Origin of the sequence: Nocardioides sp. S5, from assembly GCF_017310035.1 — a bacterium.
In the GTDB taxonomy this organism is placed as follows: Bacteria; Actinomycetota; Actinomycetes; order Propionibacteriales; family Nocardioidaceae; genus Nocardioides.
This window is the reverse complement of sequence record NZ_CP022296.1, coordinates 3,162,867-3,183,045: the sequence shown is the minus strand read 5'-3', so window position 1 is coordinate 3,183,045 and position 20,179 is coordinate 3,162,867. Positions and strand designations below refer to the sequence as shown.

Annotated in this window: 16 protein-coding genes; 15 read left to right on the top strand and 1 reads right to left on the bottom strand. The window is 74.5% G+C overall.

Annotated features, from left to right (window positions below):
* The first annotated feature begins 34 nt into the window (after positions 1 to 34).
* The 3 genes from CFI00_RS15720 (at position 35) to CFI00_RS15710 (ending at position 3,082) form a co-directional block, all read left to right on the top strand.
* Positions 35 to 1,396 (top strand): FAD-linked oxidase C-terminal domain-containing protein, encoded by a 1,362-nt coding sequence (locus CFI00_RS15720; RefSeq protein WP_207082018.1) that lies wholly within the window; start codon positions 35 to 37, stop codon positions 1,394 to 1,396.
* A 28-nt stretch (positions 1,397 to 1,424) separates the two neighbouring features.
* A complete protein-coding gene (locus CFI00_RS15715) occupies positions 1,425 to 2,513 on the top strand; it encodes an alanine--glyoxylate aminotransferase family protein (RefSeq protein ID WP_207082017.1) in 1,089 nt (362 codons plus the stop codon).
* Positions 2,514 to 2,596: 83 nt separating this feature from the next.
* Entirely contained in the window at positions 2,597 to 3,082 is a 486-nt protein-coding gene (locus CFI00_RS15710; RefSeq protein ID WP_207082016.1) for a DUF1707 domain-containing protein, read from the top strand.
* Positions 3,083 to 3,107: 25 nt separating this feature from the next.
* Here the strand turns inward: CFI00_RS15710 and CFI00_RS15705 are convergent, their stop codons facing one another.
* Complete coding sequence (locus CFI00_RS15705) at positions 3,108 to 3,746, bottom strand: hypothetical protein (protein ID WP_207082015.1); 639 nt, start codon at positions 3,744 to 3,746, stop codon at positions 3,108 to 3,110.
* Positions 3,747 to 3,887: 141 nt separating this feature from the next.
* Here CFI00_RS15705 and smc point away from each other — a divergent pair, with 141 nt between their 5' ends.
* From smc to guaD, 12 genes are all read left to right on the top strand, one after another.
* Complete coding sequence (gene smc, locus CFI00_RS15700; protein ID WP_207082014.1) at positions 3,888 to 7,442, top strand: chromosome segregation protein SMC; 3,555 nt, start codon at positions 3,888 to 3,890, stop codon at positions 7,440 to 7,442.
* A complete protein-coding gene (uraD, locus tag CFI00_RS15695) occupies positions 7,439 to 7,933 on the top strand; it encodes a 2-oxo-4-hydroxy-4-carboxy-5-ureidoimidazoline decarboxylase (protein ID WP_207082013.1) in 495 nt (164 codons plus the stop codon). The genes smc and uraD overlap by 4 nt, the downstream gene beginning before the upstream one ends.
* Positions 7,934 to 8,073: 140 nt before the next feature.
* The gene (gene uraH / locus CFI00_RS15690; protein ID WP_207082012.1) at positions 8,074 to 8,394 is read left to right on the top strand and encodes a hydroxyisourate hydrolase; all 321 of its coding nucleotides are present in this window, start codon (positions 8,074 to 8,076) and stop codon (positions 8,392 to 8,394) included.
* Between the two features lies 1 nt (position 8,395).
* A complete protein-coding gene (gene pucL / locus CFI00_RS15685; protein ID WP_242532434.1) occupies positions 8,396 to 9,304 on the top strand; it encodes a factor-independent urate hydroxylase in 909 nt (302 codons plus the stop codon).
* Positions 9,304 to 10,668 carry an allantoinase AllB gene (gene allB, locus CFI00_RS15680; protein ID WP_207082010.1) on the top strand — a complete coding sequence of 455 codons (1,365 nt, stop codon included), beginning with the start codon at positions 9,304 to 9,306 and terminating at the stop codon, positions 10,666 to 10,668. The genes pucL and allB overlap by 1 nt, the downstream gene beginning before the upstream one ends.
* Before the next feature lie 26 nt (positions 10,669 to 10,694).
* A complete protein-coding gene (locus CFI00_RS15675) occupies positions 10,695 to 11,915 on the top strand; it encodes an alanine--glyoxylate aminotransferase family protein (protein WP_242532433.1) in 1,221 nt (406 codons plus the stop codon).
* Entirely contained in the window at positions 11,912 to 13,162 is a 1,251-nt protein-coding gene (locus CFI00_RS15670) for an allantoate amidohydrolase (protein ID WP_207082009.1), read from the top strand. Before CFI00_RS15675 ends, CFI00_RS15670 begins: the two co-directional genes overlap by 4 nt.
* Positions 13,159 to 13,998, top strand: coding sequence for a MurR/RpiR family transcriptional regulator (locus tag CFI00_RS15665; protein ID WP_207082008.1), 840 nt, complete (start codon positions 13,159 to 13,161; stop codon positions 13,996 to 13,998). The genes CFI00_RS15670 and CFI00_RS15665 overlap by 4 nt, the downstream gene beginning before the upstream one ends.
* A gap of 76 nt (positions 13,999 to 14,074) precedes the next feature.
* A complete protein-coding gene (locus tag CFI00_RS15660; protein ID WP_207082007.1) occupies positions 14,075 to 15,547 on the top strand; it encodes an FAD binding domain-containing protein in 1,473 nt (490 codons plus the stop codon).
* Positions 15,544 to 17,979, top strand: a complete 2,436-nt coding sequence (gene xdhB / locus CFI00_RS15655; protein WP_207082006.1) for a xanthine dehydrogenase molybdopterin binding subunit — start codon at positions 15,544 to 15,546, stop codon at positions 17,977 to 17,979. Before CFI00_RS15660 ends, xdhB begins: the two co-directional genes overlap by 4 nt.
* Positions 17,979 to 18,833: a xanthine dehydrogenase accessory protein XdhC gene (gene xdhC / locus CFI00_RS15650; RefSeq protein WP_207082005.1), complete on the top strand. Its 855-nt coding sequence runs from the start codon at positions 17,979 to 17,981 to the stop codon at positions 18,831 to 18,833. The genes xdhB and xdhC overlap by 1 nt, the downstream gene beginning before the upstream one ends.
* A complete protein-coding gene (gene guaD, locus CFI00_RS15645) occupies positions 18,830 to 20,176 on the top strand; it encodes a guanine deaminase (RefSeq protein ID WP_207082004.1) in 1,347 nt (448 codons plus the stop codon). The genes xdhC and guaD overlap by 4 nt, the downstream gene beginning before the upstream one ends.
* Positions 20,177 to 20,179: the final 3 nt, after the last annotated feature.

Sequence of the window (20,179 nt, the reverse complement as noted above, 5' to 3'; positions counted from 1 at the left end):
CCGGCGCGCCCGTCCGCCGTGGTTCGATGGGCCGATGAAGGCCCTCGCCGAGCTCGTGGAGTCCCTGCCCGACGGGGTCGTCGTCACCGACGCCGGGCGCACCGAGAAGTACCGGTGGGACCGCTCGCAGGACCCGCACGCCGGCACGCCGCTGGCGGTGGTGCGCGCCGAGGACGCCGACCAGGTGCGTACGACGATCCGCTGGGCCGCGCGGCACGGGGTGCCCGTGGTGCCCCGCGGGGCCGGCACCGGCCTGTCCGGCGGGGCGAGCGCTGTGGACGGCGGGATCGTGCTCAGCCTGGAGCGGATGACGGCGATCGAGGTCGACCCGGTCTGCCAGGTGGCCGTCGTCGAGCCCGGTGCGCTCAACAAGGACGTGAAGGCCGCGGCCGCCGAGCACGGGCTCTGGTACCCGCCCGACCCGTCGTCGTACGAGATCTGCTCGATCGGCGGCAACGTCGCCACCAACGCCGGGGGCCTGTGCTGCGTGAAGTACGGCGTCACCACCGACTACGTGCTCGGCCTCGACGTGGTGCTGGCCGACGGCACGCTCATCACCCTGGGTGGCACCCGCATCAAGGACGTCGCCGGGCTCTCGCTCCTCAAGCTCTTCGTCGGCAGCGAGGGCACGCTCGGCGTCGTCACGCGTGCCACGATGCGGCTCGTGCCCGCCCAGGTCGTCGGCGCGACGCTCGTGGCGGCCTTCCCCACGATGACCGCGGCCGCCGAGGCGGTGGTCGCGATCCGGCGTACGCTCCGGCCCTCCATGCTCGAGCTGATGGACCAGCCCTCCATCCGCGCGGTCGAGGCGCACCGCCCGATGGGCCTCGACACGGATGCCGGCGCGCTCCTCGTGGCGCAGAGCGACGCCCTCGGCTCTGCCTGCGGTGCCGAGGTCGAGGCGATGGGCGCTGCCTGCCGGGCCGCGGGGGCGTCAGAGGTCTTCGTGACCCAGGACGTCGAGGAGGGCGAGCAGTTCGTCCAGGCGCGCCGGATGGTGATCCCCGCCGTCGAGGTGCTCGGCGAGCTGATGCTCGAGGACGTCGGCGTCCCGGTCCCGCGCCTGCCCGAGCTGGTCGAGGCGGTGGCGCGCATCGCCGAGCGCCACGACCTGCTCATCCCGGTCGTCGCCCACGCCGGCGACGGCAACACCCACCCGCTGGTCGTGGTGCCGCGCGGCGACGAGGCGGCACGGCTGCGGGCGCTCGCGGCGTTCGAGGAGATCATGCACGCCGCCATCGCCCTCGACGGCACGATCACCGGCGAGCACGGGGTGGGCCGGACCAAGAAGGCGGCGCTGCCCGCGCAGCTCGGTGACGACGTGATGGCGCTGACCCGTCGGGTCAAGGACGCCCTCGACCCCGACGGCATCCTCAACCCCGGGGCGGTGCTGTGACGCCCGCCGGTTGGTTACCGTCGACCCCATGATCCGCGAGCGCCACCTCTTCGGTCCCGGTCCGTCCAACCCCTACCCCGAGGCCACGCGCGCCCTGGCCGACCCGCTGCTCGGCCACCTCGACCCCGAGTTCCTGCGGATCATGGACGAGACCTGCGAGATGCTGCGTGAGGCGTGGGGGACCTCCAACGCCCGCACCCTGCCGCTCAGCGCGACCGGCTCGGCCGGCATGGAGGCGGCGTTCGTCAACACCGTCCACCCGGGTGACGTGGTGGTCGTGGCGGTCAACGGCCTCTTCGGTCAGCGGATGACCGACGTCGCCGCGCGCTGCGGCGCCGAGGTCGTCGCGGTCGAGCACGAGTGGGGCCAGCCGGTCGACGTCGACCGGGTGCTGTCCGCCCACCCGTCGCCGGCGATCATCGCCGCCGTGCACGCCGAGACCTCGACCGGCGTGCGCTCCGACATCGCCGCGCTCGGCGCCGGCAAGGGTGACGCGCTGCTGCTCACCGACGCGGTCACCTCCATCGGCGGCATCGAGCTGCGCGCCGACGACTGGGGCGTGGACATCGGCTACGCCGGCACCCAGAAGTGCCTCGGCGTGGCCCCGGGCCTGGCGCCCTTCACCATCAACGACCGCGCCTTCGACCGCCGGGTCGAGGAGCCGCGGTCGTGGTACCTCGACCTCGGCATGCTCGGCGGCTACGTCGGCGAGGCGGGCGGCAAGGCCCAGCGGACCTACCACCACACCGCGCCGACCGCGATGGTCGCCAGCCTCCACGCCGGCCTCACCCGCATCCTCGACGAGGGCCTCGGGGCCGTCTGGGCGCGCCACCAGGCGGCGGGTGACGCGCTCCAGGCCGGCCTGGAAGAGATGGGCCTCGAGCTCTTCGCCGCCGAGGGGCACCGGCTGCCCGACCTGACGACCGTCCGGGTCCCCGAGGGCGTCGACTCCGCGGCGGTGCGCCGCGAGCTGCTCGAGCGCCACAACATCGAGATCGGCGCCGGCGCCGGCGCGTACGCCACCACGGTGTGGCGCATCGGGCTGATGGGCCACAACGCCCGGCCGGACGCCGCGCTCCTCGTGCGCGCGGCGCTGGAGGACGTGCTCGGTCGCTGACGGCTCGGACAGTCCTGCTCGACCGCGTCACCGAGTCGGCGAAGTCGCCACGCAGGAGCAGGGCGCGGGACTAGCCTTGGGCCATGACCATGCCGTACGGCGCGCCCGGCGCGGGCGACGAGGCCTACCGCCACTGGCTGCGGTCGCAGAGCGAGGCCGAGGCCGCCCAGGACGCGCTCCTCGCCTCCGACACCGAGCGGGACCAGGTCTGTCGGCGGCTGGCATCCGCGTTCGGCGAGGGCCGGATCACCTCCACCGAGCTCGACGAGCGCACCTCGCAGGCACTGGCCGCGCGGACCCACGGCGACCTCGACGCGGTGATGCGGGGACTGACCGTCCCGGTGGTGCCCGCTCCACCCGTCCCGCCGGCCCCCCTCGGCTACGCCCCGCCGGCTGCGCAGGCCCCGTGGAGCGTGAACCCGCGGATGGTGTTCTGGATCGTGTGCTTCTTCATGGCACCGTCCCTCCTCACCGGGCTCTTCTCGCAGGGGCCCAGCGGGCTCCTCCCGGTCCTGGTCCTCGGGCCGATCCTCTTCCTGGTCTACCGTCGCCTCTACCCGCGCACCTGAGTCACCGCCACGCCTGTCGGTGCGTTCAGCGCAGCCGGTCCGCCGCCAGCTCACCCAGCGTCACGACCCCTGCCTTCGGTGGGCGGTCGTCGGTGAAGTCGACGTCGAGCACCGACACCGTCCGCCCGACGCGTACGGCCAGCACCCGGCGCCAGTCGACCGAGCCGCGCGAGAACCAGCCGATCAGCATCCCGGCGGACTGGTCGCCGACGCGCGGCGGGAACCAGGCCCGGTTCTTGAGCAGGACCCGGCCGCCCTCGCCGTCGTCGGTGCGTACGTCGCCCACGCACTCCTCGCTGAAGAGGCGGTAGCGGCGGACGAGTGCGCGCGCCTCCCGGCGGGACTCGAAGCGCACCAGGTTCTGGTCGATCAGCGCGACGGAGCGTCGGCGTACGCCCGGGGAGACGCTGCCCTGGATGCGGCTGCTGCCGCGCACCACGAGCGCCCGGTCGTCGCACCCGCGCGGCGCGAAGAGCGGCGAGCGGAGCACCGAGCGGGAGAGGTCGCGCATGTCGGGGTAGACGCCCACGTAGTCGTCGCTGGTGAGCAGGTGCGTCCGGGTGAGCGGGTCCTCCGGTGCGGCACCGGCCGTCACCGGGGAGGGAGCGACGAGCACACCCACGGAGACCACGGCAGCGAGCGTGACGGCGAGCGTGCGGCGCATCTGCCCAGCATGGGACGTGGCACGCGTCGCGCGCAACGGTTCTGGCGGCGGCGGGTGTCGTAGGGTGAGCCGCGCTGAGCTTCCCCAGTTTTCAGTGGCCCGTCGCGAGGGCCTGGCCATGACCCGGTGAGGAGCACGCGTTTGTACCTGAAGAGCCTGACCCTCAAGGGGTTCAAGTCCTTCGCCTCCTCGACGACGATGCAGCTCGAGCCGGGCATCACGTGCATCGTCGGCCCCAACGGCTCGGGCAAGTCCAACGTCGTCGACGCCCTCGCCTGGGTGATGGGCGAGCAGGGCGCCAAGAGCCTGCGCGGCGGCAAGATGGAGGACGTCATCTTCGCCGGTACCTCCGGCCGTCCGCCGCTGGGCCGCGCCGAGGTGCAGCTGACCATCGACAACTCCGACGGCGCGCTGCCGATCGACTACGCCGAGGTCACGATCAGCCGCACGATGTTCCGCAACGGCGGCTCGGAGTACGCGATCAACGGCAGCGGGTGCCGCCTGCTCGACGTGCAGGAGCTGCTGAGCGACTCCGGCATCGGGCGCGAGATGCACGTGATCGTCGGGCAGGGCCAGCTCGACTCGATCCTGCACGCCACCCCCGAGGACCGCCGCGGCTTCATCGAGGAGGCGGCCGGCGTCCTCAAGCACCGCAAGCGCAAGGAGAAGGCGCTCCGCAAGCTCGACGCCACCGACGGCAACCTGACCCGGCTGGCGGACCTGCTGTCGGAGATCCGCCGCCAGCTCAAGCCGCTGGGTCGCCAGGCCGAGGTCGCGCGCCAGGCGCAGACCGTGCAGGCCGACGTCCGCGACGCCCGCGCACGCCTGCTCGCCGACGACCTGGTCACCGCGCGCACCGCGCTGGAGACCGAGCTGGCCGACGAGTCGGTGCTGCTGGAGCGCCGCGAGGAGGTCGAGGCCGCGATCGCCGAGGGCCGCGAGCGCGAGTCGGCCCTCGAGGCGACGCTGCGCGACGACCTGCCGCGGCTGGCTGCCGCGCAGGAGACCTGGTTCGCCCTCTCGGGGCTGAAGGAGCGCCTGCGCGGCACCGCCTCGCTGGCCGACGAGCGCATCCGCAACGCCGCCGGTGCCGCCGAGGGCGACACCGTCGACTCCGGTCGCGACCCCGACGACCTCGAGGCCCAGGCCGAGCGGGTGCGGCGCCAGGAGACCGAGATCGCCGAGCAGGTCGCGCAGCACCGCACGGCCCTCGAGGCCGCGGTGACGGCCAAGCGCACGGCCGAGGAGGCCGCCGCCGAGGAGGACAAGCGCATCTCCGGGCTGCTGCGGGCCGCCGCCGACCGCCGCGAGGGCCTGGCCCGGCTCGCCGGGCAGGTCAACGCCCTCACCTCGCGGGCCGAGGCGGCCGACGCGGAGATCCAGCGCCTGACCGAGGCCCGTGAGGAGGCCGCCGCCCGGGCCGAGCGCGCCCAGCGCGACTTCACCGCCCTCGAGACCCGCGTCGCCGGTCTCGACGCCGGCGAGGAGGGTCTCGACTCCGAGCACGAGGACGCGGTCGCCGTGCTCGACGAGGTCGACGAGCAGCTGGCCCGCGCCCGTGAGGACGCCCAGCAGGCCGACCGCGAGCGGGCCGGGCTCATCGCCCGCCGCGACGCCCTCGAGATCGGCCTCAACCGCAAGGACGGCGCCGGCGCACTGCTGGCCGCCACCGACACCGTCGACGGGTTGCTCGGATCCGTGGCCGCGCTGCTCGACGTCGACCACGGCTACGAGACGGCCGTCGCGGCCGCCCTCGGCAGCGCCGCCGACGCCGTGGTGGTCACCGGGTCGCAGGCCGCGGTCGACGCCATCACCCACCTCAAGCACGACGACCTCGGCCGCGCCGGGCTCCTGCTCGGCGGAGCACCTGCCGCCGACCGCGACTGGCCCGCGCTGCCGGACGGGGCGGCGTACGCCGTCGACGTGGTGTCCGCGCCCTCCGACGTACGCCCCGCGCTCGCGCGGCTGCTGGAGCGGGTCGCCGTCGTGGACGACCTCGCGGCCGCGCGGCGCCTCGTCGCCGACCTGCCCGACGTCGTCGCGGTGACCCGCGACGGCGACCTGCTCGGCACCCACTTCGCGGCCGGGGGCTCGTCCAGCCAGCCCAGCCTCATCGAGGTCCAGGCCGCCGTCGACGAGGCGACCGAGCAGCTGGCCGCCGCGACCGCGACCACCGAGCGGCTCGGCTTCGAGATCTCCCGCCTCGAGGCCGCACGCCACGACGCCCTCAAGCGCGTCGACGTCGCGCTGGCCCGCCTCCACGAGTCCGACGCGACGCTGGCCGCAGTGGCCGAGGAGCTCGGCCAGCACGGCTCCCAGGCGCGCGCGGCCAAGGGGGAGGCCGACCGGCTCGAGCGGGCCATCGTCACCGCCCGCGAGGCCCGCGCGGCCGACCTCGCCGGGCTCGCGGACCTTCAGTCCCGGCTCGCCGCGGCCGAGGACGTCACCGACGAGGAGCCCGACACCTCCGAGCGCGAGCGCCTCGCCGACGCCGCCCGCGGGGCCCGCCAGGGCGAGATGGACGCACGCCTCGCGCTGCGCACCGCCGAGGAGCGCGCCCGCGCGCTGCACGGCCGCGCCGACTCGCTGCTGCGCGCGGCGCAGGCCGAGCGCGAGTCCCGGGCGCGCGCCGCCGAGCGACGCGAGCGGCTGGTCCGCGAGGGCCGGGCGGCCCAGGCGGTGTCGGTGGCCGTGCGCGTCGTGCTCCACCAGCTCGAGCGCTCGGTCATGGAGGCCGCCGACGAGCGCGCCGCCGTCGAGGAGTCCCGGCAGGGGAGCGAGCAGCAGCTCATGGCCGTCCGCACCCGGCTGCGCGACCTCGGGCGCGAGCACGACGAGCTGGTGAGCTCCGTGCACCGCGACGAGATGGCGCGCACCCAGCAGAAGATGCGCATCCAGCAGCTCGAGGAGCGTGCGCTCGAGGAGCTCGGGCTCGACGCCGACGGCCTCGTCGCCGACTACGGCCCGACCACGCTGATCCCCTTCAGCGGCGAGGTCCCCGAGGGCGAGGAGGCCCCGGAGCCGGCCGCGTTCGTGCGCGAGGAGCAGGTCAAGCGCCTGCGCACCGCCGAGCGTGCCCTCTCGATGCTCGGGCGGGTGAACCCGCTCGCGCTCGAGGAGTTCTCCGCGATGGAGGAGCGGCACAAGTTCCTCACCGAGCAGCTCGAGGACCTCAAGCGCACCCGCAAGGACCTGCTCGACATCGTCCGCGAGGTCGACGCCCGGGTGGAGCAGGTCTTCACCGAGGCCTACGCCGACGTGGAGAAGGCGTTCGACTCGACCTTCGCCCGGCTCTTCCCCGGCGGCGAGGGCCGCCTCGTCCTCACCGACCCTGGCGACATGCTCAACACCGGCATCGAGGTCGAGGCCCGCCCGGCCGGCAAGAAGGTCAAGCGGCTCTCGCTGCTCTCCGGAGGCGAGCGGTCCCTCGTCGCGGTCGCCTTCCTGGTCGCGCTCTTCAAGGCGCGCCCGTCCCCGTTCTACATCCTCGACGAGGTCGAGGCGGCGCTCGACGACACCAACCTGGGCCGCCTGCTGGAGATCTACGAGGAGCTCCGTGAGAACTCCCAGCTGCTCGTGATCACCCACCAGAAGCGCACCATGGAGGTCGGTGACGCGCTCTACGGCGTCACCATGCGCGGTGACGGCGTGTCGGCCGTGATCAGCCAGCGCCTGCGCGACGCGGAGCCGGCATGAGCGCGTGCGCCTTCGACGACCTCGCGGAGCCCGAGGCGCGCGCCGTGCTCGCCGAGTGCCTCGACGTCGACCGGTTCGTCGAGCAGGTGCTGGCTGGCCGTCCCTACAGCGACGCCGACCGGGTCCGCGCAGCCGCGTCCGCGGCAGCGTCCTCGCTCGACGACGCCGAGCTCGAGCGGGCCCTGGCCCGCCACCCGCGCATCGGCGAGCGGGCGCAGGCCGACCGGCACGACGCCGCCCACTCCGCCCGCGAGCAGTCCGGTGTCGACCGTGACGACGCGGATCTCGCGGCACGGCTGCTGGCCGGCAACCGGGCCTACGAGAAGCGCTTCGACCGGGTCTTCCTGATCCGCGCCGCCGGCCGCAGCGGCCCCGAGATCCTCGCCGAGCTCGAGCGGCGGCTGGGCAACGACGACGTGACCGAGCGCGCCGAGACGGTCGACCAGCTGCGCCAGATCGCGCTGCTGCGCCTCGAGCCGCACCTCGGCTGAGGCCGAGACCTCTCGCTGACGGTGACCGACGGCCTTCCGTGCAGGGTCGGTCTCGTCGGGCCCGTGGGCAGCGACCACGCTCTGCGGCCCTTCCGACGCGGCTCGCCGCGACGGGCCCGACCGGGACGTAGCATCCGCCCATGACCAGCACCTGCTCGACCCACGTGCTCGACTCGGCGCGCGGCCGGCCCGCCGCCGGCATCGGCCTGCGGCTGCTCGACGCCGACGGTGCGACCGTGGCCGACACCCGGGCCGACGACGACGGCCGGGCGCGGTTCGAGGGCGAGGTCTCCCCGGGCCGGCACACCCTGGTCGTGGACTCCGGCGCCTACTTCGCCGCGCAGGAGCGCGACACCTTCTACCCCGAGGTCGTCGTCGCGTTCGACGTCGCTGCGGGGGAGCACCACCATGTGGCGGTGCTGCTGGCGCCGTTCGCCTACACCACCTACCGAGGGAGCTGAGTTGAGCGAGCACCGGATCGTCCTGGGGGACAACCAGTACGGCAAGGCCGAGTGCCGGCTGGTGCGCGTCACCCGGGACACCCCGGTGCACACCATCGCCGACCTCAACGTCACCAGCCAGCTGCGGGGCGACTTCGAGGCCGCGCACACCCACGGCGACAACTCCCGGGTGGTGGCCACCGACACGCAGAAGAACACCGTCTACGCCTTCGCCCGCGAGCACGGGGTGGTGAGTCCCGAGTCCTTCCTGCTGCGCCTGGCCGCGCACTTCACCGGCGAGTTCGACTGGGTGACGGGTGGCCGCTGGTCGGCCGAGCAGTACGCGTGGGACCGCATCGTGACCGGCGACGGTCCGCACGACCACGCCTTCGTCCGCAGCGGTCGCTCCACGCGTACGGCCCTGGTCCACGTCGACGAGGACGGCACCACGGTGCTCGCCGGGCTCCGGGACTGCACGGTGCTCAAGAGCACCGGCTCGGAGTTCCACGGGTTCCCACGCGACCGCTTCACCACGCTCGCCGAGACCGACGACCGAGTGCTCGCGACGTCGGTGACGGCGTGGTGGCGCTACGCCGACGTCGACCCCGCACGTGACCACGACGCCCTCCACGCCTCGGTCGAGGCGCTGCTGCTCGTCACGTTCGCCGAGGGGCGCTCGCTGGGGCTCCAGCAGACGGTGCACGCGATGGGTCGCGCCGTGCTGGAGGCTCACCCGGAGATCGTCGAGATCCGCATCTCGTGCCCCAACAAGCACCACTTCCTGGTCGACCTCGTGCCCTTCGGCCTCGACAACCCGGGCGAGGTCTTCTTCGCCGCCGACCGCCCCTACGGGCTGATCGAGGCCAGCCTGACCCGGGAGGGGCAGCCGCCCGCACCGGCCGCGTGGGCCTCGGTCACCGGGTTCTGCTGATGCGACTGGACGCCGTCGTCGCCGACCGGGTGCTCGTCGGCGACGACGTACGCCCCGCGACGGTGCTGCTCGCAGACGGGAAGGTGCGGTCGGTGGCGCCGGTCGACCACCCCGTGTCAGGTGAGGTGCTGCGCGTCGGACCGTCGTCGATCGTGCTCCCCGGGGTGGTGGACACCCACGTCCACGTGAACGAGCCGGGCCGCACCGAGTGGGAGGGTTTCGCGACCGCCACCCGGGCCGCCGCCCTCGGAGGTGTCACGACGCTGGTCGACATGCCGCTGAACTCCGTGCCACCGACCACGACGCTCGCGGGCCTGGCCGCCAAGCGCGCGGCCGCCGACGCCCAGCTCACCGTCGACGTCGGGCTGTGGGGTGGCGCGGTGCCCGGCAACCTCGACGACCTCGAGCCGCTCTGGGAGGCGGGCGTCTTCGGCTTCAAGTGCTTCCTCTCGCCCTCCGGCGTGGACGAGTTCCCCCCGCTCGAACCGGCGGGCTTCCGCGCAGCCCTGGCCCGCGTCGCCGACCTCGGGGCGCTGATGGTGGTGCACGCCGAGGACCCCGGCGTGCTGGACGCGGCCCCCCACCCACCGAGCCGGGCGTACGCCGACTTCCTCCTCTCGCGGCCGGACCGGGCCGAGACCGAGGCCGTCGCCCGGGTCATCGCCGGCGCGCGCGAGAGCGGCGCCCGGCTGCACGTGCTGCACCTCTCGAGCGCGCGGGCCCTCGACCTGCTCGCCGATGCGCGGGCCGAAGGGCTGGCCGTCACGGTCGAGACCTGTCCGCACTACCTCTGCTTCGACGCGGGGTCGGTGCCCGACGCCGCGCCGGAGTTCAAGTGCTGTCCGCCGATCCGCGACGCGGGCAACCGCGAGGCCCTGTGGCAGGGCCTGCTGGACGGTGTCGTCGACATGGTCGTGACCGACCACTCACCGGCGACCGCGGCGGAGAAGGGGCGCGGCGACGGCGACCTGCAGCGGGCCTGGGGCGGCATCGCCGGGCTCCAGGTCGGCTTCACCGCCGTGGTGGACGAGGCGCGCCGGCGCGGGATCGGGCCCGAGGTGGTGAGCCGCTGGATGTCGCGGGCGACCGCCGACCTGGTCGGCCTCGGTGCCAAGGGGCGGATCGAGGTCGGGGCCGACGCCGACCTCGTGGTGCTCGACGAGGCGGCGACCACCGACGTCGACGTGTCCCGGCTGGCGCACCGCAACCCGATCTCGGCCTACGACGGCCGGTCGCTGGCCGGAGCGGTCACGACGACCGTCCTGCGCGGCGAGCTGCTCGACCGCGACGACCCCGCACGGCCGACCGGGCGGCTGGTGGTCCGTCCCGGCGCGCGAGGCGTGACACAGATGAAACAGCGCTGAAACAGTAGTTTCAGTAGCATGCGGGAATGACGTCGTCCCCGCCGCTCGTGCCGCCGCCCCGCCTCCTGATGGGGCCGGGCCCGATCACCGCTCACCCCAGGGTGCTCCAGGCGATGTCGCAGCAGCTCGTCGGGCAGTTCGACCCGGCGATGACGGGCTGGATGAACGACACGATGGACCTCTACCGCCAGGTCTTCCGCACCGCCAACGAGCAGACCTTCCTCGTCGACGGCACGTCGCGCGCCGGCATCGAGGCCGCCCTGGTGAGCCTGCTCGAGCCCGGCGACCGCCTGCTCGTCCCGGTCTTCGGTCGCTTCGGCCACCTGCTCCGCGAGATCGGGGAGCGGTGCGGAGCCGAGGTGCACACCATCGAGCGCCCCTGGGGAGAGGTCTTCGACGCCGACGAGGTCGCGTCCGCGGTCGCCCGCGTCCGGCCCAAGGTCCTCGCCCTCGTGCAGGGCGACACCTCCACCACGATGAACCAGCCGCTCGCGGGCCTGGCCGAGGCACTGGCCGGGGACGACGTGATCGTCTACTGCGACGCGACGGCCAGCCTCGGTGGCAACGAGCTGGCGACCGACGCGTGGGGCCTGGACGTCGTCACCGCAGGCCTGCAGAAGTGCCTCGGCGGCCCGTCGGGCAGCGCTCCCATCACCATGTCCCCGCGTGCCGTGGAGCTCGTCCAGGGCCGCCGGCACGTCGAGGCAGGCATCCGCGAGGACGGTGACACGGCGCGCGGCACGCGCATCGCCAGCAACTACCTCGACCTCGCGATGCTCATCGACTACTGGGGGCCGCGCAGGCTCAACCACCACACCGAGGCCACCACCATGCTCTACGGCGCGCGCGAGTGCGCCCGCGTGCTCCTCGACGAGGGGCTCGTGGAGTCGGTCGAGCGGCACCGGCTCCACGGCGCGGCGATGCTCGCCGGCGTGCAGGGCCTGGGGCTCGCCGTCTTCGGCGACCAGGCCCACAAGATGCACAACGTGGTGGCGGTGGAGATCCCCGACGGCGTGGACGGTGACGCCGTGCGCGCCGGCATGCTCACCGACTACGGCATCGAGATCGGCACCTCGTTCGGTCCGCTGCACGGCCGGGTCTGGCGCATCGGCACGATGGGCTGGAACGCACGCCGCGACGCGGTGCTCACCACGCTGGCCGCCCTCGAGCAGGTGCTCCGCGAGGGGGGCGCGGCGATCACGGCCGGTGGCGGCACGGGTGCCGCGCGCGAGGTGTACGCCGGATGAGCGGCGCAGCCGGCGCCGCGCGGGTGCTCGGCCGCTGCGCCGACCTCGACCTGCTGAGCGCGACTCCCGGCGTCCTGCAGCGCACCCACCTCACGCCCGAGCACGCCCGGGCCAACCAGGCCGTGGCCGGGTGGCTGCGCGCGGCCGGGGCCACCTCCACCTGGCAGGACGCCGCCGGCAACCAGTGGGGTCGCCGCGAGGGCCGTCGCCCCGGCCTGCCGGCGCTCGTGCTCGGCTCGCACGTCGACACCGTCCCCGACGCCGGCAGCTTCGACGGCATGCTCGGCGTCCTCATGGCCGTCGAGGTGCTCGAGCGGCTGGGCGACCGGGTGGACGGGCTGCCGTTCGCGGTGGAGGTGGTGGCGTTCAGCGACGAGGAGGGGACCCGGTTCGGCTCCGCCCTGCTGGGGAGCAAGGCGGTCGCGGGGCTGTGGGACGAGGCCGACTGGGACCTGCGCGACCGCGACGGCACGACGCTGCACCAGGCCTTCCTCGACTTCGGGCTCGACCCGCGTGCCGTGGGTGACGCAGCCCGCGACCCCGCCAGCATGGTCGGCTACCTCGAGGCGCACATCGAGCAGGGCCCCTACCTCGAGGCCGCGGGAGCCTCCCTGGGCAACGTCACGTCGATCGCGGGCGCACGACGCTTCCAGCTGGTCTTCACCGGCGAGGCCCGGCACGCCGGCGGTACGCCGTACCCCCGGCGTCGCGACGCGCTGGTGGGCGCGTCCGAGGCGATCGTGGCGATCGAGAGGATCGCCCGTGAGCGCGACTGCATCGCCACCGTCGGCCGCATCGAGGTCTCGCCCGGTGCCGTCAACGTCATCCCCGGTCGCGCGGTGATCAGCCTCGACCTGCGTGCCGAAACCGACGTCGAGCGCGACGCCACGTGGGCCGAGCTCGAGCGCGTGCTCGGTGAGATCTGCGGGCGGCGCAACCTCGACCTCGACGTGGTCGAGGCCCACCGCGCCGACTCCGCGCCCTGCGCCCCCTGGTTGCAGCGGGCCGTCACCGCAGGCATCCGCGCCACCGGCGACGACGCGCCGATGGACCTGTGGAGCCGGGCCGGCCACGACGCGATGGTCATGGCATCGGTGACCGACATCGGGATGCTCTTCGTGCGGTGCGCCGACGGCATCAGCCACCACCCCGACGAGGACGTCCGAGCGGTGGACGTGGAGGCCGGCCTGGTCGCCCTCGAGCGCGCGGTCCTCGAGGTGGCCGCCGCGGTGGAGGACCCGACATGAGCGCGACCGAGGTCGAGCTCCCGGCCGGGCCGCGCATCGACGAGCGGATCGCCCGGCACCACGCCCACCTCTCGCCTCAGGAGCAGCGTGCCGCCGCGACCCTGCTCGCGCACCTCGACGACCTCGCGACCTACCGGGCCTCGGAGCTCGCCGACCTGGCGGGGGTGTCCAAGGCGACGATGAGCCGCCTCTTCCGCAGCCTCGGCTTCGCGGGCTTCGACGAGGTGCGCGACCACCTGCGCTCGCTGCGCTCCGCGGGGGAGCCGCGCCGCGTCGACGAGGGCGGCACCCCGGCGGAGCAGGCACAGTCGGACGCCTCGGCGATCGCCGTCGCCCTCGGCCAGCCCTCCATCGCCCGCGCGGTCGAGCTGCTCTCCGACGCCGACCGGGTGCTCGTCGTCGGTTGGCGCAACGGCCACGTCGTCGCCCTCCACCTGCGCCAGCAGCTCGCGCAGGTCCGCCCCGACGTCCGGCTGGCGCCGCTCCCCGGCCAGGTGGTCGGCGAGGAGCTCGCCGACCTCGGGCCGCGTGACGTCGTGGTGCTGATGGGCTTCCGGCGCCGGCCCCGCGGGTTCTCCCAGCTGCTGGAGCAAGCGGGTGCCACGGGGGCCGGGGTCGTCCTCGTCGCCGACCCGACCGCCTCCGGTCACGCGTCCGCCGCGACGGTCTTCCTCGAGTGCCCGGTCCACAGCGGCCTGGCCTTCGACTCCTACGCCGCGGCGATGAGCCTGGTCAGCGTCCTCGCCGACGGCGTCCTGCGCCGCGTGGGCCGCGCCGGGTCCGAGCGCACGGCCCGGATCAGCCGGACCTACCAGGACCTGAGCGAGGTCGAGTGAGCCGGCCGCACGACCACCCGCCCGCGATCCGTCCCGACCACCCGGGGCCTGCCCAAGGAGCACCTAGCCTGTGACGATGGAGATGCACGTGAACGGCCGGCAGCACGCGCTGCCTGCCCGGCCGCACGTCAACCTGCTCGACTACCTGCGCGGTCTGGGACTGACGGGTGCCAAGGAGGGCTGCGCCGAGGGGGAGTGCGGCGCGTGCGCCGTCCTGGTCGCCCGCCCCACCGCCGACGGTGGGGGAGCGACCTGGACCGCCCTCAACTCCTGCCTGCCGGCGAGCGTGGCGCTGGCGGGCCAGGAGGTCGTCACGGCCGAGGGCCTCGGGTCCCCGCAGGCGCTGCACCCCGTGCAGCGCGAGATGGCCGAGCGCGGCGGCTCGCAGTGTGGCTACTGCACGCCCGGATTCGTGTGCAGCATGGCCGCGGAGTTCTACCGCGCCGACCGCACGCCCGTCGACGAGGGGCAGGAGCCGTCGGAGGAGCACGGTCCCAACGGCTTCGACCTGCACGCCCTCTCGGGCAACCTCTGCCGCTGCACCGGTTACCGCCCGATCCGCGACGCGGCGTACGCCCTGGGGGAGCCGGCGGCCGGCGACCCGCTCGCCGGGCGCTGCGCGGCACCGGCGCCCCGCCCGGTCGTCACCGACGCGTCCGACGACAGCGGTCGCTACGTGCGCCCCGCCTCGCTGACCGAGGTCCTCGACCTGCTCGCGGGCGACCCGACGGCCGTCCCGGTGGCCGGGGCGACCGACCACGGTGTCGAGGTGAACCTGCGCGGGCGGCGCGACCGTCTCGTGGTCGGCATCGACCGGTTGGCCGAGCTGCGTGGGCTGGAGGTCGGCGACGACGCCGTCGAGATCGGAGCCGCGCTGACCCTCACCGAGGTCGAGGAGCGGCTGGCCGGCCGCGTCCCGCTGCTCGACGCGCTCGTGCCGCAGTTCGCCTCGCGGCTGATCCGCAACGCCGCGACGCTCGGTGGCAACCTCGGCACCGCCTCGCCCATCGGCGACGCCGCCCCCGTCCTGCTCGCGCTGGACGCCTCCCTCGTGCTGGCCCACGCCGACGGTGAGCGGGAGGTGGCGCTGGCCGACTACTTCACCGGCTACCGCGAGACCGTACGCCGACCCGGTGAGCTGATCCGCGCCGTCCGGGTGCCGTTGCCCACCGCGTCGATGACGGCGTTCCACAAGATCGCGAAGCGACGCTTCGACGACATCTCCTCCGTCGCGGTGGCCTTCGCCCTCGACCTCGGTCCCACCGACGGCGGCGCTCCCGTCGTACGACGTGCCCGGGTCGGGCTCGGCGGCGTGGCGGCCGTGCCGCTGCGCGCCCTGGCCACCGAGCAGGCGCTCGAGGGCCGTCCCTGGACCGAGGAGACCGTCGAGCACGCTGCCCGCGTGCTGCGCGGGGAGGGCACCCCGCTGAGCGACCAGCGCGCCAGCGCCGACTACCGCAGCGCCATGCTCGGCAACGCTCTCCGTCGCCTCTGGGCGGAGTCGCACGAGCCCGGCCCCACCACCCGGAGCGGGGGAGCAGGTCGATGAGCGAGCTGTCCCGACGTCCCGACGAGGGCGTCGTCGTGGGCCGAGCCCTGCCGCACGAGAGTGCCGGCCTGCACGTCACCGGCCACGCGCTCTACACCGACGACCTGGTGGCGACCCGTGCCGACGTGCTGCACGCCCACCCGGTGCCCGCACCCCACGCCCACGCGCGGGTGCTCCGCCTCGACGTGGCCCCGGCGATGGCCGTGCCCGGCGTGGAGCGCGTGCTCACCGCCGCCGACGTCCCCGGCACCAACGACTCGGGCGTCAAGCACGACGAGCCGCTGTTCCCCGACACGGTGATGTTCCACGGCCAGGCCGTCGCCTGGGTGCTGGGGGAGACCCTGGAGGCGGCGCGGCTCGGCGCCGCGGCGGTGCAGGTCGACTACGAGCCGCTGCCCGCGGTGCTGACCCTCGCCGAGGCGATCGAGGCGGGCTCCTACCAGGGTGGGCGGCCCACGGTGGAGCGCGGTGACGTCGAGTGCGGCTTCGCCGAGGCGGCGCACGTGTTCAGCGGAGTCACCGAGATGGCCGGTCAGGAGCACTTCTACCTCGAGACGCAGGCCTCCCTGGCCGTGGTCGACGAGGCCGGGCAGGTGTTCCTCCAGTGCAGCACCCAGCACCCGACCGAGACGCAGGAGATCGTCGCCCACGTCCTGGGGCTGCGCAGCCACGAGGTCACCGTCCAGTGCCTGCGGATGGGCGGCGGGTTCGGCGGCAAGGAGATGCAGCCGCACGGCTACGCGGCCGTCGCTGCGCTGGGGGCAGTGCTCACCGGTCGCCCCGTGCGGCTCCGGCTCACCCGCCAGCAGGACGTCACGATGACCGGCAAGCGTCACGGCTTCCACGCCGAGTGGCGTGCGGGCTTCGACACCGAGGGTCGGCTGCTCGCCCTCGACGCCACCCTCACCTCCGACGGCGGGTGGAGCCTCGACCTGTCCGAGCCGGTCCTGGCCCGGGCGCTGTGCCACGTCGACAACGCCTACTGGCTGCCGCACGTACGCCTCCACGGCCGGGTGGCCCGCACCCACAAGACGTCCCAGACCGCGTTCCGCGGCTTCGGCGGCCCACAGGGGATGCTGGTCGTCGAGGACGTCATCGGGCGGTGTGCGCCGCTGCTCGGGCTCGACGCGCGTGAGGTGCGTCGCCGCAACTTCTACGTCGACGGCCAGGAGACGCCCTACGGCCAGCCGGTCCGGCACGCCGAGCGGCTGGCCGCCGCGTGGCAGCAGCTCCACGACGAGGCCGACGTCCAACGACGCCTCGCGGAGGTCGCAGCCTTCAACGCCGCGCACGCCCACACCAAGCGGGCGCTGGCGCTCACGCCGGTGAAGTTCGGCATCTCCTTCAACTTCACCGCCTTCAACCAGGGCGGCGCCCTCGTCCACGTCTACAAGGACGGGTCGGTGCTGGTGAACCACGGCGGCACCGAGATGGGCCAGGGCCTGCACACCAAGATGCTCCAGGTGGCCGCGACCGCGCTGGGCGTGCCCCTCGAGCTGGTGCGCCTGGCACCGACCCGCACCGACAAGGTCCCCAACACCTCCGCCACCGCGGCCAGTGCGGGGGCCGACCTCAACGGCGGCGCCGTCAAGGACGCCTGCGAGCAGATCCTGCGCCGTCTGGTCGAGGTCGACGCCGGCCGCGGCCTGCCGTGGCACGACCTGGTCCAGGCCGCCTACTTCGCACGGGTGCAGCTCTGGGCGGCCGGTTTCTACCGCACCGAGGGACTCCACTGGGACTCCACCGCGATGCGCGGGCACCCGTTCAAGTACTTCGCCTACGGCGTCTGCGCCGCCGAGGTCGAGGTCGACGGCTTCACCGGAGCCCACCGCACCCGGCGCGTCGACATCGTCCACGACGTCGGCGACTCGCTCTCGCCGCTGGTCGACCTCGGTCAGGTCGAGGGCGGCTTCGTCCAGGGGGCGGGGTGGCTGACCCTGGAGGACCTGCGCTGGGACACCTCGGCGGGACCGCAGCGCGGCCGGCTGGCCACGCAGGCTGCCTCGACCTACAAGCTCCCCTCGTTCTCCGAGATGCCGGGCGACTTCCGGGTCTCCCTCCTGCAGCACGCCCACGAGGACGGTGCCGTCTACGGCTCCAAGGCCGTGGGCGAGCCGCCCGTGATGCTGGCGTTCGCGGTGCGCGAGGCGTTGCGGGCAGCCGCCGCGGCCTTCGCGCCTGACGGTGGCGCCGGCACCTCGGTGGACCTGGCGTCGCCCGCGACGCCGGAGGCGGTGTTCTGGGCCGTCGAGGACGCCCGATCCGGCGACCCCGACCGCGCTCGCCTGGTGCGGGGCGGGCTCGGCGTCGTGCCGGACCAGCCCGGTCCCGATGAGCCGGCGCTGCACCCGCGCTCCGAGCAGGTCCAGCGCGGCCTGCTCGGCCGCGAGCCCGGTGCCGACGCCTCGCCGGCCGACCCGGTGGAGGCCTGATGTCCTGGGTCCGCGCCGTCACGGCCCTGCGCGAGCAGCGCCTGCCCGGGGTGCTGGTGACCGTCGTCGCCGTGCGCGGGCACGCCCCGCGCGACCCGGGCGCCCGCATGGTCGTCGGGCCTGACCGGGCCTGGGGCTCGGTCGGCGGCGGCAACCTCGAGGCGACCGTCCTGGATCGTGCGCGGGAGCTCCTCGACTCGGGCGCGACGGCAGTGGAGCGCTGCCGCTTCGACCTCCACGAGCGGGCCCGCACCGACCACGGCCGCCAGTGCTGTGGTGGTGAGGTCGAGGTCCTCCTCGAGCCGCTCCCGGTGGTGCCCTCGGTCGCGGTGGTCGGCCTCGGCCACGTGGGCCTCGAGCTCGCCCGGCTGCTCTCGCGCCACGACCTCGACCTGCACCTGGTCGACTCGCGTGCCGCGCACGTGGACGCCGTACGCGACCACCCGGCCCTCGCGGACGCCGTGGCCACGGTGCACCTGCACCACGCGCCGCTGCCCGAGGTGGCGCTCGGGCTGGTGCCCGCCGGCACCCACCTGCTGGTGATGAGCCACGACCACGCCGAGGACCTCGCGGTGTGCGACGCGGCGCTGCGCACCGGTCCGGGCCACCTGGCCTCGATCGGCGTCATCGGCTCGGCCGCGAAGGCCCGCAGGTTCGCCAAGGCGCTGCGCGAGGAGGGGCACCCGCCCGAGCTCGTCGCGCGGGTCCGCTGCCCGATCGGGACCCCGGGGCCCGGCAAGGAGCCGGCGGTGATCGCCCTCGGCGTCGCGGCCGACGTGCTCGGCCTCACCCGGGCGGCGTACGCCGACGCGGACGGCCGGCCCGACGGGCGCGGAGCGGCGGTCACCACGTGACCCTCTTCCGGGCCCGCGTGCTGGACACGCCGGGGGACCCGTTCGTCGGCGACCCCCGCGACCCGTCCCACCTCCGGGCCGGTGAGGACGTCGGGATCGTGGTGGAGGACGGCACGATCACCGAGCGCGACGACTTCGCCGTCGTGCGCGAAGCGCATCCCGACGAGGCAGTCATCGACCTGCGCGACGGCTGGCTGCTGCCCGGGCTGGTCGACACCCACGTCCACTACCCGCAGGTGCGGGTGATCGGTGCCCTCGGGATGCCGCTGCTGGAGTGGCTCGAGCGCTGCGCGTTGCCCGAGGAGCAGCGGCTGGCGGATGCTGGCTACGCCGCCGAGGTCGCCACGGAGTTCGTGGGCTCCCTGGTCGCCGCGGGCACCACGACGGCCCTGGTCTTCGGCTCGCACTTCCCGGCCGCGGTCGACGCGTTGTTCACCGAGGCGGCCCGCTACGGGCTGCGGATCACGAGCGGGCTCGTGGTCTCCGATCGCGGCCTGCCCGAGCCGCTGCTCGTCGACCCACGCCGCGCGGCGGCCGACCAGGCGGCGCTCGCGTCGCGCTGGCACGGGGTGGGTCGGGCGCGCTACGCCGTGACGCCGCGCTTCTCCTACTCCGCCTCGGACGCCATGCTCGACGCCTGCGCGGAGGCCGCGGACTCGGTGCCCGACGCGTGGTTCACCTCCCACGTCAACGAGAACCCCGCCGAGGTGGCCGAGGTCGGACGCCTCTTCCGCAGCGCCGAGCACTATGTCGACACCTACGACCGCCACGGCCTCCTGGGGCCTCGCTCTGTGCTCGCCCACAACGTCCACGCCAGCGACGCCGAGCTCGCCGTGCTCGCCGCGGCAGGCAGCGCCGTCGCGCACTGCCCCTCGTCGAACTCCGCCCTGGGCTCCGGGCTGTTCCCCCTGCGGCGGCACCTGGTCCACGGCGTCCCGGTGGCGCTCGGCTCGGACGTCGGGGCCGGGACCGGCTTCTCGATGTTCAAGGAGGGCCTGCAGGCGTGCTTCGTGCAGGGACTGCTCGGTGCCGAGGGGGTGGCGTTGTCGGCCGCGCAGCTGCTCTGGCTCGCCACCCGGGGCGGCGCGCGGGCGCTCGGCCTCGACGACCAGGTGGGCGACCTGTCGGTGGGGCGCCAGTTCGACGCGATCTGCGTGCGACCTCGTGGGGGCACCGCGCTCGACATCGGGCTGCGGCACGTCGGGTCGCCCGCCGAGGCGCTGGGCAAGATCTTCGCGCTCGCCGGCGACCCGGACGTGGCCGACGTGTGGGTGGCGGGCGAGCAGGTCGCCGCAGCGGGCTTGCGCCGTCCGGCTCCCGTCGCGGGACCACCCGCTCGCTAGGGT